The organism is Rossellomorea sp. DUT-2 (assembly GCF_052665285.1).
On the sequence record NZ_JBQPEO010000004.1, the window covers coordinates 242,553 to 258,412 of the forward strand.

Genomic DNA, 15,860 nt, shown 5'->3' on the forward strand with positions numbered 1-15,860 from the left:
TTCGATGATCAGGAGGGATTGTCATGGACGAAAATATTAAAGAGCATGTGGATAGGCTCCTTTCTTATATGAAGGAAGAAGCATACAAGCCATTGACGGTACAGGAGCTTGAAGAAGCATTCGGAATTGAAGGGTCTACGAACTTCAAGGAATTCGTAAAGGCTCTTGTCGTAATGGAAGAGAAAGGGCTGGTCGTACGCACAAGGAGCAATCGCTACGGCTTACCTGAAAAAATGAATCTGGTAAGAGGGAAAGTATCCGCTCATGCAAAAGGTTTTGCGTTTGTGATACCGGAAGAATCAGGAATGGACGATATCTTCATCCCTCCTAATGAAACGAATAACGCCATGCACGGCGATATAGTATTAGTAAGAGTTTCTACTTCTTCTTCGGGTTCCAGAAGAGAAGGGACCGTTGTGAGAATCGTAGAGCGCGGTGTCGACCAAATGGTTGGGACGTTCACGGAAAGTAAACATTTTGGATTCGTCATTCCGGATGATAAGAAGTTTGCGAGTGACATCTTTATTCCGAAATCTGCACAAATGGGTGCAACGGAAGGACATAAGGTCGTTGTGAAATTAACTTCCTATCCTGAAGGCCGCAAGAGTGCAGAGGGTGAGGTCATTGAAATCCTTGGTCATAAAAATGATCCAGGAGTCGATATCCTTTCCATCATCCATAAACACGGGATTGACGTTGAATTTCCTGAAGAGGTCATGGAACAGGCAAATAATGTGCCAAGTGAAATTGACGAATCGGAAATTCCAAACCGAAAAGACCTGCGCGACCAGACAATCGTCACGATTGATGGTGCTGACGCAAAGGATTTGGACGATGCTGTCACCGTAACGAAGCTGGACAATGGAAACTACAAACTTGGGGTACATATTGCAGACGTAACGTACTATGTGAAAGAAAGCTCTCCGATTGACCAGGAAGCGTTTGATAGAGGGACATCCGTATACTTGGTAGACCGGGTCATCCCCATGATACCGCACCGATTATCGAATGGTATTTGTTCTCTTAATCCTCAGGTCGATCGTTTGACTCTATCCTGTGATATGGAAATTTCACCTGATGGCGATGTCGTGAAACACGAAATCTTCCAAAGCGTCATTAAGACAACGGAACGAATGACATATTCAGATGTGAATAAGATTCTTGTGGATAAAGATGAAGAACTTCGTAAAAAATACGAGCCTTTGGTGCCGATGTTCGAGGAAATGGAAGACCTGGCACAGGTTCTTCGTACGAAACGCATGAAGCGTGGAGCCATCGACTTCGATTTCAAAGAAGCGAAAGTGCTTGTCAATGAAGAAGGAGAACCGACGGATGTGGTGCTTCGTGAACGTTCGGTCGCCGAAAAGCTTATCGAAGAATTCATGTTAGTGGCAAATGAGACGGTTGCTGAGCATTTCCACTGGATGGAAGTGCCGTTCATCTATCGTATCCATGAAGATCCGAAAGAAGATAAGCTTCAGCGCTTCTTCGAATTTATAACGAATTTCGGCTTGATTGTAAAAGGAACAGCCAATTCGATTCATCCACGGGCTCTTCAGGAAATTGTCGAAGACGTTCAGGGAGAGCCGGAAGAAATGGTCGTATCAACAATGATGCTGCGTTCCATGCAGCAAGCGAAATACGATCCTGAAAGCTTAGGTCACTTTGGACTCGCGACAGAGTTTTATACTCATTTCACCTCACCGATCCGTCGTTACCCTGATTTGATTGTTCATCGCTTAATCAGGACTTACCTGATTGAAGGCAAGGTTGATCAAGCAACACGGGAAAAATGGGGTGCCCAAATGGGCCATATCGCTGAGCACACGTCAAGCCGCGAACGCCGTGCTGTTGATGCAGAACGTGAGACCGATGAACTGAAAAAAGCAGAGTATATGGAAGACAAAGTGGGAGAAGAGTACGACGGTATCATCAGTTCCGTTACGAACTTCGGAATGTTTGTCGAACTGCCTAACACCATTGAAGGTCTTGTCCATGTGAGCTATATGACGGACGACTACTACCGATTTGATGAACGTCATCTTGCCATGATTGGTGAAAGAACGGCAAACGTATTCCGAATCGGAGACGAGATCACCGTTCGTGTCGTGAGTGTCAATAAAGATGAGCGTGCCATCGACTTTGAAATCGTAGGAATGAAGAATAATCGCAAGGAACGTGAAGACCGTGTGCGCTCGATCCGCTCTGATAAAGGTAAATCGGACCGTGGAAAATCGAATCGATCTTCAGACCGGAAAAAGGACGGAGAATGGTCAACGCGTCCACCGAAAAACAACAAGAAGAAAAAGTCGAATAAGAAACACTTTGAAAATGCGCCCCGAAGCAAACGTAAAAAGAAGAAATAAGAGGACAGGAGCAATGGGACATCCTTTGCTCCTTTTCTTTTCCAAGTGTAACATTACAATTTTTCTAAAGAATATGAGATAATAATGAGTAAACCAAAGGAAATGACTAGGGGGATTCCAATGCCAAAGGGAGAAGGCAAGCTTATTGCCCAAAATAAAAAAGCGCGTCATGACTATGCCGTAGAAGAAACATATGAGGCCGGTCTTGTGCTGCAAGGAACCGAGATCAAAGCGATCCGGGGCGGTCGCGTGAACTTGAAGGATTCTTTTGCCCGTGTTCAAAATGGGGAAATTTTCGTTCATAATATGCACATCAGTCCATATGAGCAGGGAAATCGATTTAATCACGAACCTCTCAGAACACGTAAGCTGCTGCTTCACAAAAAACAAATCAATAAATTGATCGGTGATTCGAAGGAAGCAGGATACAGTATCGTTCCATTAAAGTTATACATCAAAAATGGTGTGGCTAAACTTCTGATCGGTCTAGCCCGTGGTAAGAAAAAGTTTGATAAACGGGAAGATCTAAAACGAAAAGAAGCGAATCGTTCGATCCAGAGAGAACTGGCACAGCGTCAAAAAGGTATGTAATTGTACAGATTTCCGGAATCTGGCATTTGCAATTATCTCAGGATTTGTTATACTAATAGATGTCGCGAGGTAATCTTGTGGCTGTAAGAACAATTGAATAAGTGACTTACACGCTGAACTTATTCTTTCCCGTTCTTCCCTTTCTATCATGGGGACGTTACGGATTCGACAGGGATAGTTCGAGCTTAGGTTGCGAGCCGTGGGGATCGTCCACGATAAAACGTCAAAGCCAATAATAACTGGCAAAACTAACAATAACCTAGCTTTAGCTGCATAATAGCGCTTTAGCTGTTCCTCCCTCCATCGCCTATGTGGTAGGGTAAGGGACTCACTCTTAGTAGGCTACGCCGGAGTCCACCGTCTGAGGACAAAGGAAGAGACCAATCAGACTAGCTGCACGGACGCCCGTTGATAGGCAGAAGCTGCAGTGAACTTGCGAATATATCGACTACGCTCGTAGACGCTTAAGTGGCGATGTTTCTGGACGTGGGTTCGATTAGTTATTAGTCGCCTTATGTGGTAACACATAAGTGAAAATTTGGCTTTATCGGTGAAACCTAAGTCACACACTGTGTGATAAGGCAATGCCGAGCGGTATGTGGAGCAATCCAACAGCCGTGTATCGACTTATAGGCTGCCAATCTTGGTAGTACTAGGATGCGGGATTCTATCTGACAACAGATAAATCTATATTTCGCATAAGACGCCAAAGGACCTCTACTACAAGGTTCAAGATATAGTCAGTGCCATGTCGAAAGCATGGAAGTGCACGTCCCACCGTCTCCACCAAATACATATTTGGTGGTTTTTTATTTTTTATAATTTGAAAAACTCTTCTTCAAATGTTAATTTTTGCTTTAGACATTCTGGATTGTATTTTCCATTTCTAATTGTTACTCTATCATAATGTGTAAGGATCCACTCCGCACGTTTTTTCTTTTTTTCCACTCTAAGAAAAGGTAGAACGAATTTAAATAAGGATAGAACTTGATTTTTGGTCTTAATGGTTAGTGTAAAGGAATTCAGATGACGATCGGGATGGTAGTTTTTCTTTTTAGTAATGTGACCGTTTGTTAGGTTTTTGAGGTATTCTAGAAGTTCTAGGTCTGTCGAGGCAACAGTAATACAAGGTCTCCTATGTTCCTTATCATGCATACGTGTTAATGTTATAGAACCTTCCCCGTCGATAATCCCAGCAAGATAGGCTGCTTCCCATTCTTTCAAACCTTCCAACTCCTTTCATTAAATCTAACTCTTTCCTTTAGTTTCATTACCCATACAGTGGTTGTATTAAATACATTAGATAAAATTTTTTTAATAATTATTAGGTTTATCTAATTGAAATTTAGTTTTTTCAAAGCGATTTTGAGAATAACTGTAAAAGTATTTGAGAATAAACACCCCTTAAACTTTCACAATAATCAACCTATAAACCGCTCTCAAAATTATTCTCGAATAATTTTGAGAGTTATTTTTTTGAGTTGTGAGCAATTCTTTCCAACATTGTTACCGTTCTGTGAATAAACTTCGACAGAATTTCGAAAATCTGTTTAAAGTTTAGTGAAACAAGGGTACCTTTTAATAGAATTTGATAGTATAGGTCTACAGTGATAAATCCGACATAAAGGAAGGTGAATTCCCTATGTTTAATAAATTCAAGCCATACTTGATTGTGTTGATCAGTCTGGTTTCATTATTTTTCATCATTATATTCAGTTCGGGAAGTGAAATGATCATTCTCGATCCTAAAGGACCTGTTGGGGCCCTGCAGAAAGATCTGATCATGCTGTCAATCTACTACATGCTTGGCATTATGGTTGTCGTTCTTTCCTTCTTTACTGTTATTCTCCTAAAATATCGTAGCAGTAAAAAGGATAGTGATTACAAGCCCGAAATGCACGGGAGTACGAAATTAGAAATTATATGGACGCTTATTCCTGTATTGATTGTAATTGCCTTGTCTATCCCAAATACAAAGGCATTATATGAATTAAGGGAAGCTCCAAAAGCAACGGCTCATAAAGATCCGATTGTGATCCATGCCACTGCTGCTGACTGGAAGTGGATCTTCAGTTATCCGGAGGAAGGTATTGAGACCGTTAATTATATCAACGTTCCCGAGGATCATCCGATTTTATTCAAAGTGACGGCTGCCGATTCCATGGCTTCTTTCTGGGTGCCGCAACTTGGCGGACAGATTTATGGGATGCCGGGAATGGTGAATGATTTATATTTACAGGCTGATGAGCCGGGTACTTATGATGGAAGAAACTCAAACTTCACTGGTGAAGGAATGACACACCAAAAGTTTGATTTTGTTGCGTTAGAAGAAGAGAAGTATGAAAAGTGGGTAAAAGATTCTCAGGAAAATGAGCCGAAATTAACCGAAGAGACATATGAAAAACTCATGCTGCCTGATACGGTTGATAAAATGACCTTTTCATCCACTCATTTAGCCTTTGTCGACCATGGGAAGAATTCTGAATATGCCATGGCAATCCGTGAGAAATATGGTGTGGAGGCATCTTCACATGGTGCGGATAAAGATGCTGAGTCAAGTCATGAAAATCACGGAGACATGGAGGATCATGATAATCATGGAGGCATGAAAGATCATGATGGCCATGAAAATGACGAACAGAAAGACAAAGAAAATAACGAAGGACACGAGCACTAAGAAAGGAGGACTCTAGATGTTTGATTTTATTAAAGATAATTTAATCCTCAATGATCCGTTGATTCTTGGAGCCAACATTTCCATCGTTTTCACCGTAATTGGGATCGTCGCGACCCTTACGTACTTTAAAAAATGGAAATGGCTGTGGAATGACTGGATCACGAGTGTTGATCATAAAAAAATCGGGATCATGTATATCATTGCTGCATTGATCATGCTCTTTCGCGGAGGAGTCGATGCCCTTTTAATGAGGGCGCAATTAACGGTTCCAAATAATGAATTTTTATCATCACAGCACTACAATGAAATCTTTACGACTCATGGTACGATCATGATTTTATTCATGGCGATGCCATTCTTACTTGGACTGATGAACGTCGTAGTCCCTCTCCAAATCGGTGCAAGGGACGTCGCATTCCCTTTCCTGAATAACTTAAGTTTTTGGTCATTCATGTTTGGGGCGATCCTTTTCAATATGTCTTTCGTATTCGGTGGATCACCGGATGCAGGTTGGACGAACTACGCACCACTGGCGATTGAAGGAAGTCCGGGACCGGGAATTAACTATTACCTCCTTGGCCTGCAGATTTCCGGAATTGGTACGTTATTAACGGGAATCAACTTTGTTGTCACGATTATTAAGATGCGTGCACCAGGCATGACGCTTCTACGTATGCCGATGTTCACGTGGACGACATTGATCACAGCATTCATCATCGTATTTGCTTTCCCGATCTTAACGGTGACATTGGCGCTGATGACGTTTGACCGATTATTCGGTTCGCATTTCTTCACGCTGACAGACGGCGGGAATCCGATGCTTTGGTCGAATTTATTCTGGCTATGGGGACATCCGGAAGTATATATCGTTATTTTACCTGCTTTCGGTATTTTCTCAGAAATTATTGCTACATTTGCAAGAAAAACATTATTTGGTTATAAATCGATGATCATTTCACTTGTTGCCATCTCAGGGTTAAGCTTCGTTGTGTGGGTTCACCATTTCTTCACAATGGGCGGAAGCGCTGCGGTTAACAGTGTATTCTCGATTTCGACGATGGCGATTGCCATACCGACCGGGATCAAGATATTTAACTGGTTGGGTACCCTTTATAAGGGACGGATTGAATTTACCGTCGCCATGATGTGGTCGGTCGCCTTCATTCCGACATTCCTGATCGGTGGAGTGACAGGGGTCATGCTCGGTATGGCTGCAGCAGACTTCCAGTATCACAATAACTACTTCCTGGTTGCTCACTTCCACTACACGCTGATTGCCGGTGTAGTATTTGCCTGCTTCGCAGGACTCGTGTACTGGTATCCAAAAATGTTTGGACATAAGATGAATGAACGCATAGGGAAATGGGCTTTCTGGTTCTTCTCTATCGGTTTCAATGTATGTTTCTTACCCCAATTCGTCTTAGGTTTTTCCGGTATGCCAAGACGTGTGTACACGTATGGACCGGAAGATGGCTGGATGGCATTGAACGTCATCTCTTCTGTCGGGGCATTCGGAATGGGAGTAGGATTCATGATCATCGTCTATAACGTTTACTATAGCTACCGCTTTGCGAAACGGGAATTATCCGGGGATGCTTGGGATGGACGTACGCTTGAATGGGCGACCAGCTCTGCCATTCCACCTCATTATAACTTCGCTCATGTTCCTGAAGTGAAGAGTGCGGATGCATTCTACTATATGAAACAAGAAAGAAAAGAATCCGGTAAGCCTGAAAAGGTGGAGTATAAACCGATTCATATGCCGAGCAATGCAGGGACACCATTCATCATGTCCGGGTTATTCTTCGTTGGAGGATTCGGATTGGTGTTTGAACTGTGGTGGATGGCGATTCTTGCCCTTATTGGTATCTGCGGATGCATGGCATACCGCTCGTTATTTTCACACAAACAGGATGAAGGTTACTATGTAAGTGTGGAAGAAATAGAAAAAACTGAAAATCCGTATAAGAGGGAGGCGTGAATATGGCACATAGTACGAATGTAGATCCAAATACGCCACTTGAATATCAATCGGAGATCGGCAAATTGAATATATTCGGATTCTGGGTTTTCCTGGGGGCGGAAGTAGCTCTATTTGCCACTATTTTCGCGACATTCTTTGCCCTTGAAAGCGGCACGGTTGGAGGTCCGCTTCCATCTGAAGTGTTTGATCTGAAGAATACAATCATCATGACGCTACTATTATTGATCAGTAGTTTCACGTCAGGTTTATCAATAAATGAATTAAGAAGGAGAAATGTCAAGGGGATGATGGTCTGGTTGATCATCACCCTGCTCTTTGGCGCAGGATTCCTTTACATGGAAATCACGGAATTCCTTCACCTGATTCATGAGGGAGCCGCCATGGGAACCAATGCATACTGGTCTTCTTTCTATCTATTGACCGGGACGCATGGTCTCCACGTAACAATAGGTATTTTATGGATAATGCTTGTGATGTTCCAGGTGAAAAGACAAGGATTAAATCCTGATACCGCTAAAAAACTATTTGTATCCAGCTTGTATTGGCACTTCTTGGACTTTGTATGGATCTTCGTGTTTACAAGCGTTTACTTACTAGGGATGGTGGGATAATGGAACACAATACAGCGAATCATAGTCGTATTCCCTGGACACAGATCATTGGTTTTGTCTTATCCATTGCATTGACATTTTTGGCCGTTTGGTTCGGACTTTACGCAGGACTCGCGTACAATGTGATGGTGGCTCTTGTATTTGTTCTTGCCTTTATCCAGGCAGCAATCCAGCTGTTTATGTTCATGCACGTAACAGAAGGAGAAGGCAGATGGCAGGTAGGAAAAATGATGTCAGCTGCTTTCATCGCCCTTGTAATAGTACTTGGATCGATTTGGGTATTGAGCAATATGCATTAATGGATAGAATTCAACTTGATATATATAAAGAGGTCGTTGAACGCATTCAACGACCTCTTTTTAACGTTTTTTTCTAATAGGCTTTTTCATCCTCATAGTTAAACTGCCACTGAATACCGAACTTATCGGTCACCTGACCATAAAGCTTACTCCAGAAGGTCTCCTGAAGCTCCATGTCCACCTTACCGCCTTCTTTCAGTTTGTGGAAACGGGTCGTCAACTCTTCAGTATCCTTGCTTACCAGGGCCAGGGTGATATTGTTTCCTTGTACAAAGGGCATATCAGGAAACACGTCAGAAAACATGACGTTGCTGCCATCGATTGTCAGTCTTGTATGTAATACCAGGTTCTTGGCTTCTTCAGGAAGGGGATAATCGGGGTGGGGAGGTGCTTCTGCAAATGTCATGATCTGTGGTGGCTCTGTACCGAATACTTCTGCATAATACTCAACAGCTTCTCGACAATTCCCATTAAAATTAAGGTAAACATTGACTGACATGTCTATCACTCCTATTGATTATAATGACTACATTTTTTATTGTAGTATCATCTTGTTCTTATCGGTCAAAAAATATGAATAATCAAAAAATTTATCCAAATAAAAGAGCGTCAACCTCAACGTCGGAGGTGGCGCTCACTACCTTCAGTCTGCTTTTAATTCCTTCAAGACATTGATTCCAAACAAAAGGACACCGACCGTAGTCACTACACCACCGGCAGCAATAACCGGGACGACACCTTCATTTCCAAGCACTAAGAAAAACAATCCAATCATCATAAGGGGCAAGCCGACATTATGAAGCCAGAAATGAGCTTTAGCCAGTTTAGTAGAAGATACTGCCGGGAATAAGTGATAAATAAGACCTGCTAACGTTAGGGCAGTCCAGCCTAATAAGTTAATGTGAACATGGACCGGAGTCAAACTGTAGTCATGGACCATTGACATATATAGCCCGATACATACACCAATCATGAAGTAGACGACAGAAATCCTGATCAGTTTAATGCCCATCTAATAATCCCTCCTTTTCTTTGGTAATATATGAGAAAATAGACCTATGTAGAACTCGGATTTTCCCTCCATATATCTAATTAAATCTCAATAGAAAGGCAGCTTGTGTTGAATAGGTGTTATACTGAAGAAAGAAATGGTTATTCATCTGTCTTTACAGAATTTTTGAAGCCTCTCATAAAGTTAAAGGATGGAAAAAGCGGGATATACCTGCAAAGGGTGTCGTTTTCGAGTGCAATTTGATTAAATGACGTGTTATACGTTTCGTGAATCGACGCGAGACGTTTTTTTTCTGAGAATTTCACCTTTTTAGAACCGTTTTTAAATGGAGAGTAATGAAATTATTTGGGGTTTTGGCATAAATCGTTGCCTACTGTGTCAGGAATTGATAGAATCATCAATTAGAGTAACTGTAATTCGAAAATGAGGAGAAAAAAATGATAAATGTCACCAGTGGATTTAGAATCGAAAAAGATTTTCTTGGAGAAAAAGAAGTACCTGAAGATGTGTACTATGGAATACAAACGTTACGGGCAGTAGAAAACTTTCCGGTTACCGGCTATAAAATTCATAAAGAGATGATTGATGCCTTAGCAGTCGTGAAGAAAGCGGCAGCACTGGCAAACATGGAAACCACACGTCTTTATGATGGGATCGGTCAAGCCATCGTGCAAGCTTCTGATGAAATATTGGAAGGAAAGCTTCATGAATTCTTCATCGTCGATCCCATTCAGGGAGGGGCAGGGACTTCCATCAATATGAACGCCAATGAAGTCATTGCCAATCGTGCCCTGGAGCTCATGTCCCATCGAAAAGGTGAATATGGAAAGGTAAGCCCGAACAGTCATGTGAATATGTCACAGTCAACGAATGACGTATTCCCGACAGTCATCCATATTTCCACACTGAAGTTATTAGAGAAACTACTTGTCACGATGGAACATATGCTGAACGCCTTTAAAAAGAAAGCACAGGGGTTCGATCACGTCATTAAGATGGGGCGTACCCATCTTCAAGATGCTGTTCCGATTCGCCTTGGCCAGGAGTTTGAAGCGTATAGCAGGGTGGTGGAGCGTGATATTAAACGTATCGGACGAACACGGGATCACCTCTATGAAGTAAATATGGGGGCGACTGCAGTAGGAACTGGATTAAACGCGGATCCTGTTTATATCAAGAGCGTCGTCAAACATCTGGCTGATATCAGTGGTTTGCCATTAACGGGGGCTGAGCACCTTGTCGATGCTACGCAAAATACCGACGCATACACAGAAGTTTCGGCTGCACTGAAGGTATGTATGGTCAATATGTCCAAGATTGCCAATGACCTGCGTATGATGGCTTCGGGCCCGCGCGCCGGACTTGGTGAAATATCACTGCCATCCAGACAGCCCGGTTCTTCTATCATGCCCGGTAAAGTCAATCCGGTCATGCCTGAACTAATCAATCAAGTAGCCTTTCAGGTCATGGGAAATGATCAGACCATCTCCTTGGCATCAGAAGCTGGTCAGCTTGAACTGAACGTGATGGAACCTGTACTGGTATTCAACCTCCTTCAATCCATCAGTATCATGAACAATGCGTTCAGAAGCTTTACGGACAATTGTCTTGTCGGGATCGAAGCGAACGAAACACGTATGAAGGAATATGTAGAAAATAGTGTGGGGATCATCACAGCGGTGAATCCGCACTTAGGTTATGAAGTTGTGTCACGTATTGCCAGGGAAGCTATCCTAAAAGGAAAATCAGTGAGAGAGCTATGCTTGGAATATGATGTTCTGACAGAAGAAGAGCTTGATTTAATTCTGAATCCTTATGAAATGACGAATCCAGGGATTGCGGGACGAGTGTTATTTGATCGGGATTAGGTTTTAACCAGTATTACGAATGAAGAGAAGTTTTCCTCTACAAATAGGGAAGGTTTCTCTTCTCTTTTCTTATTTATAGAAATCACACTTGGGAAAGTTTAATAGCGTTCTGATTCTCCTTATACTATAACCATAAGACTTTCGTAGGGTTTAATTGGTTTATACATTACTCCCCATAAACTCATAAAATCCTGTATCAAAATGATTTAACAGATATTATTTCTAAAGGTGTCCCTATATCAGAAGGGACTATACTCCTGCCTTATTCCCCCCATACACCACCCCTTGGCCCTATGCTATATTCTAAATGTTAGAAAATTTAGATAAAAGGGGATGCCATCATTTATGAGTCCAAAAAAGAAAATTCTTGTTTGTGCATTGGGAGCCGGAATGATTATAAGCTCAGCCAATATACCAGGTATCAATGTATTAGCCGAAAAGACGGACACAATTGAATCAGTATTATCCAGCATGACTCCTCAACAATTGGAAAACTATAAACAGCTGCAGTCGGTTGAAAGAGAAGGATTGTACTTATCACAAACCGTAGATCTGGAAAGTGAGGAGCCTATCAAAGTCATTGTACAATTGGACCACCACCCAGAGAAAATAGCACAATTAAAAGCAGAGCTAGAAGGGGAAAGCCTTTCTTCAACTGAAGCGAAAGCAAATATAGAGCTGGATCAAAAAACATTTAAAAACAATGTAGCTGACATGTTTAAAGGAAAGAATGCTAAAGGCTACAAGCTTGGAAAAACATACAAAAATGCCATGAATGGTGTTTCCATGGAGCTGCCTGCCAACAAAGTAAAAGAATTGTTGAGTTTAGACGTAGTAAGGTCCGTTTGGAGCGATGTCGAAGTACAAGTAGAGCCTCCTGTTGAAGATGAAAATCAAGAGAATAAACAAGTGAAACCTTATATGTTGGAAAGCATTCCTTATTTAGGAATTGATAAATTACATAATGAAGGGTTTACGGGTAAAGGCATCAAGGTTGGGGTGCTCGATACTGGGGTTGATTACAATCACCCCGATCTTGATGGAGTATATAAAGGTGGATATGACTTCGTAGACGATGATGATGATCCAATGGAAGCCACATATGAGGATTGGAAAAAGTCGGGGAATCCAGAATTTGCAGGTAGCAATAGTTATTATACTGAACACGGAACCCATGTCGCCGGAACCATTGCCGGTGAAGGCGATAATGAGAGTGAATATCAAATAAAGGGTGTTGCTCCAGAAGCTGATTTATACGCTTATCGTGTTCTTGGACCTTATGGAAGTGGATCAAGTGAGGGGGTCATTGCGGGAATCGACCGAGCCATTGAAGATGGTATGGATGTCATCAATTTGTCTCTTGGAGCCATGATCAATGATCCGCTTTATCCGACTAGTATAGCGGTTAACAATGCGGTCCTAAGCGGTGTCACTGCTGTAGTCTCAGCAGGGAATTCCGGTAGTGGTAGGTTCACTTTAGGTTCTCCCGGAACAGCCGCACTGGCTCTGACCGTCGGAGCAAGTGATGTCCCCGTAGATATTCCGACGTTTAATGGACAATATGGTTCTGAGAAAGTCAATCTTCAGTTGATGGCTAGAAACTATAGTGATAAATTAGAGGAATTTGAAGGTCTGAGTTCAACTGTGGTTGATGTAGGTCTTGGGAAAAACACAGATTACTATGGGAAACCAAGTGTAGCTGGAAAGGTCGTTTTGATCAGCCGTGGTGAAATTGCTTTTGTTGACAAGATCAAAGTGGCTAAAGAGAAAGGAGCCAAAGCAATCCTACTTTATAACAACAATGCGGAAGAAGGGCAAATCCCTCATTACCTGGGAGAGGGAGTCGACTTCATACCGACGTTCACATTGACGAAAGAACAAGGAGAAACACTGAAAAATAGCCTGGAATCAGATAAGGATTTCACGTTTAGCGATTTGGGAGCCATCACGACGGAGGGTGACCGATTGGCAGATTTCAGTTCAAGGGGGCCGTCTAGATCTAACTATGATATTAAGCCTGAAATCACGGCGCCAGGAGTGGGTGTTCTCTCAACAGTTCCTTCATATATAAATGATAAAGAAAACGGTAGCTATGATTATGCTTACGCCAGACTTTCCGGGACATCCATGGCATCACCACATGTTGCAGGAATCTCAGCGCTCCTCTTACAATCGAACATGGAGTACAAGCCGGAAGATATCAAGTCTATCCTGATGAACACTTCAGATCCCCTGAACGGTGATTACAGTGTGTATGAAGTGGGTGCCGGTAGAGTAAACCCATATGAAGCGATTCATTCGGATATGAACTTCCAGGTCATAGATGAGACGACCAATCTTCAGAACGGGGAACGTATGACCATCGATGAGGTAACAGGCGGTATGAGTTTCGGGTTACAATACGTGGGTGAAAAATCACTCCGAAACCAGCGTACGATTTCAGTAGAAAATAACGGTGAAGAAAACAAAACATTTATCGGAAAAGTAGAATTTACTAATCAGTCTCTCAATGCCGATGAAAATGGTGTACAAGTATCATTCGATGACAAACTCACAGTGAAAGCTGGAAAGAAAAAGAAAACGAATGTATTCTTAAATGTCCCTAAATCAGCTGAAAAGGGGTACTATGAAGGGTATATCCATTACGTAAACGAAGCGGATGAGTCAGAGAACTATCAAATTCCATTCGGCATACGTGTTTCTGAAAAAGGCATCGAATACGTCAATGCATTAAATTTTTCTACAAAAGATAATAATCAATTCAGGCCGGTAATCCAATTCACTCCAATGGATTTCGTCCTTAAATCACCAATGGATCAACTCAGTGTTGTCCTGGTCGATGGAAAAACGAATGAAGATTTAGGGTTAGTGGGAGTCATCAATTCTAAAGGTATTCCAGAAGGACAGAGGATTATTTTGAATGATGCGTTTTCAGGAAACTATTATCCATACGAGGATCATTCCATCTCCATTAATCCAACGATGGCACCTGAGGGTCATTACAAACTTAAGTTGGTGGGGGTAAACAGTGAAGGTGAGACCTTTACTTCTGAAGCCGATACGTATATCGATAATACCGCTCCTGAATTCTCGAGCTCCTTACCGACAGGTGTCTATGAATATGAGAATGTAGAAGACACGATGGCATTTTCTATGAAACTTTATGATAAAACCATTGAGGATATGAAAGCAGCGGGATTACAAATCGATCAATCCAGAAACGGGATTGAATATTACTACGGATCTCCTTTTCCAACGGGTATGTTATATCCTGACGCAAATGGAAATCTTTCAGATGAAATTCAAATGAATAGTCGTTTGGGTGCATATCCATTAGGATTCTTTGGATATGACTCAGTGGGCAACTTTAGTAAGCCGGTTATAAACTTTTTTGTTCCAAAAGGTACTCCTTACGTAACGGCATCGATGAATCAGGATGAAGCAAAAGCTGGTGACCTGGTAAAGTATACTTTATCAGCAAAGAATGTGGAGAAATTAAGCGATATCCATTTCTCTACAACGTATGATACGAACCAGCTGAAATTGGTCGATGTAAAGATTCATCCGGATTTTGAAAAGTATGGTCATTCCAGTTTAGAAAAGGTAGTAAAGAAGAAAAATGCATCGACAGATCAAATAGACATTGACGTATCCATTGACGAGAATTCCGAAGTGGAGGCAACGGGAGATATTCCGGTTGTAGAAATCACTCTTGAAGCCCAAGATGCTGATTATAACAAAACAAGTTTTATTACAGGTCCAACCATTTCAGGAACGTATACAAATGTAACGGGTACAGATACAAACCTGCGAGGTTACTATGAAGGGGAGTATACGGAACTATTACGAAGCCATTCAGAGGTAAGAGGAAGCATCGTGCCACAAGGATTCTATGGTACGGATGGTAAATTTGACTATGATATGGATTTCTCAAATGCTCCAATCACCATTGACGTAACAGATTTTGAAGGGAACGTGTTTGCTGGTGAAATTAAAAATGATAATAGATTCAGAGTGGAGCTTCCTGTAACGGATAAGCCATTTAACATGGCGGTAAAGGTTCCCGGTCACTTCCCGGTTAACACGACATTTCATGTGTATGAACAACGTGAAGACAAAATTGTCGCAACTTGGAGTAACCTTGCCCTCAGAACGCAAGATGCTGGAGATATTACTCAAGATAGCGTAATTGATATCTTAGACGCCCTTGCATTAAAAGAACACTGGGGATCGGATAAACAAGAAGCGGATCTAAACTTTGACGGAAATGTAGATGAAAAGGACTTTGAATTAGTAGAGTTTAACTTCCTGGAAACAGATCCAGGGGTGAAAGATGCTCCAAAGCCGATGGATAAATATAAAGGTCAAACATTAAATGACATAAAAGCTGAATTGGGAATTGAATAATTAAAGATAAAAAGCTGGCTCTCTTAGAACGGAATAAGAGCCAGT

The 15,860-nt window shown here is 41.9% G+C and carries 11 protein-coding genes and 1 other RNA gene; 9 read left to right on the top strand and 3 right to left on the bottom strand.

Annotated features, from left to right (window positions below):
• Positions 1-23 precede the first annotated feature (23 nt).
• The 3 genes from rnr (at position 24) to ssrA (ending at position 3,456) form a co-directional block, all read left to right on the top strand.
• Positions 24-2,366 (top strand): ribonuclease R, encoded by a 2,343-nt coding sequence (gene rnr, locus ACOSV2_RS16485; RefSeq protein ID WP_428976087.1) that lies wholly within the window; start codon positions 24-26, stop codon positions 2,364-2,366.
• A 120-nt stretch (positions 2,367-2,486) separates the two neighbouring features.
• On the top strand, positions 2,487-2,957 hold the full coding sequence (gene smpB / locus ACOSV2_RS16490; RefSeq protein WP_113969124.1) for an SsrA-binding protein SmpB: 471 nt from the start codon (positions 2,487-2,489) through the stop codon (positions 2,955-2,957).
• 158 nt (positions 2,958-3,115) lie between these two features.
• Positions 3,116-3,456, top strand: a transfer-messenger RNA (tmRNA) gene (gene ssrA / locus ACOSV2_RS16495).
• 317 nt (positions 3,457-3,773) lie between these two features.
• Here ssrA and ACOSV2_RS16500 read toward each other — a convergent pair.
• Entirely contained in the window at positions 3,774-4,181 is a 408-nt protein-coding gene (locus tag ACOSV2_RS16500; RefSeq protein WP_428976088.1) for an LAGLIDADG family homing endonuclease, read from the bottom strand.
• Between the two features lie 418 nt (positions 4,182-4,599).
• Here ACOSV2_RS16500 and qoxA point away from each other — a divergent pair, with 418 nt between their 5' ends.
• The 4 genes from qoxA to qoxD are packed head-to-tail and all read left to right on the top strand — an operon-like array spanning position 4,600 to position 8,528.
• Positions 4,600-5,634 (top strand): cytochrome aa3 quinol oxidase subunit II, encoded by a 1,035-nt coding sequence (qoxA, locus tag ACOSV2_RS16505; RefSeq protein ID WP_428976089.1) that lies wholly within the window; start codon positions 4,600-4,602, stop codon positions 5,632-5,634.
• 16 nt (positions 5,635-5,650) lie between these two features.
• Positions 5,651-7,615, top strand: coding sequence for a cytochrome aa3 quinol oxidase subunit I (qoxB, locus tag ACOSV2_RS16510; protein WP_428976090.1), 1,965 nt, complete (start codon positions 5,651-5,653; stop codon positions 7,613-7,615).
• Between the two features lie 2 nt (positions 7,616-7,617).
• Positions 7,618-8,229, top strand: a complete 612-nt coding sequence (qoxC, locus tag ACOSV2_RS16515) for a cytochrome aa3 quinol oxidase subunit III (RefSeq protein ID WP_428976091.1) — start codon at positions 7,618-7,620, stop codon at positions 8,227-8,229.
• A complete protein-coding gene (gene qoxD / locus ACOSV2_RS16520; protein ID WP_149156577.1) occupies positions 8,229-8,528 on the top strand; it encodes a cytochrome aa3 quinol oxidase subunit IV in 300 nt (99 codons plus the stop codon). Before qoxC ends, qoxD begins: the two co-directional genes overlap by 1 nt.
• A gap of 73 nt (positions 8,529-8,601) precedes the next feature.
• Here qoxD and ACOSV2_RS16525 read toward each other — a convergent pair whose 3' ends face one another.
• Both ACOSV2_RS16525 and ACOSV2_RS16530 read right to left on the bottom strand, forming a co-directional pair.
• Complete coding sequence (locus tag ACOSV2_RS16525) at positions 8,602-9,027, bottom strand: VOC family protein (protein ID WP_428976092.1); 426 nt, start codon at positions 9,025-9,027, stop codon at positions 8,602-8,604.
• 144 nt (positions 9,028-9,171) lie between these two features.
• A complete protein-coding gene (locus ACOSV2_RS16530; RefSeq protein WP_428976093.1) occupies positions 9,172-9,540 on the bottom strand; it encodes a cytochrome-c oxidase in 369 nt (122 codons plus the stop codon).
• 437 nt (positions 9,541-9,977) lie between these two features.
• Here ACOSV2_RS16530 and aspA point away from each other — a divergent pair, with 437 nt between their 5' ends.
• Both aspA and ACOSV2_RS16540 read left to right on the top strand, forming a co-directional pair.
• Positions 9,978-11,408 carry an aspartate ammonia-lyase gene (gene aspA, locus ACOSV2_RS16535; RefSeq protein WP_428976094.1) on the top strand — a complete coding sequence of 477 codons (1,431 nt, stop codon included), beginning with the start codon at positions 9,978-9,980 and terminating at the stop codon, positions 11,406-11,408.
• A 345-nt stretch (positions 11,409-11,753) separates the two neighbouring features.
• Positions 11,754-15,815: a S8 family serine peptidase gene (locus tag ACOSV2_RS16540; protein ID WP_428976095.1), complete on the top strand. Its 4,062-nt coding sequence runs from the start codon at positions 11,754-11,756 to the stop codon at positions 15,813-15,815.
• Positions 15,816-15,860 lie beyond the last annotated feature (45 nt).

Bases quoted from the DNA above. Each gene is read 5' to 3' on its own strand.
- ACOSV2_RS16540 (WP_428976095.1), top strand. From the start codon at position 11,754: ATGAGTCCAAAAAAGAAAATTCTTGTTTGTGCATTGGGAGCCGGAATG.
- rnr (WP_428976087.1), top strand. From the start codon at position 24: ATGGACGAAAATATTAAAGAGCATGTGGATAGGCTCCTTTCTTATATG.
- qoxB (WP_428976090.1), top strand. From the start codon at position 5,651: ATGTTTGATTTTATTAAAGATAATTTAATCCTCAATGATCCGTTGATT.
- smpB (WP_113969124.1), top strand. From the start codon at position 2,487: ATGCCAAAGGGAGAAGGCAAGCTTATTGCCCAAAATAAAAAAGCGCGT.
- aspA (WP_428976094.1), top strand. From the start codon at position 9,978: ATGATAAATGTCACCAGTGGATTTAGAATCGAAAAAGATTTTCTTGGA.
- qoxC (WP_428976091.1), top strand. From the start codon at position 7,618: ATGGCACATAGTACGAATGTAGATCCAAATACGCCACTTGAATATCAA.
- ACOSV2_RS16525 (WP_428976092.1), bottom strand. From the start codon at position 9,027: ATGTCAGTCAATGTTTACCTTAATTTTAATGGGAATTGTCGAGAAGCT.
- qoxA (WP_428976089.1), top strand. From the start codon at position 4,600: ATGTTTAATAAATTCAAGCCATACTTGATTGTGTTGATCAGTCTGGTT.
- ACOSV2_RS16530 (WP_428976093.1), bottom strand. From the start codon at position 9,540: ATGGGCATTAAACTGATCAGGATTTCTGTCGTCTACTTCATGATTGGT.
- qoxD (WP_149156577.1), top strand. From the start codon at position 8,229: ATGGAACACAATACAGCGAATCATAGTCGTATTCCCTGGACACAGATC.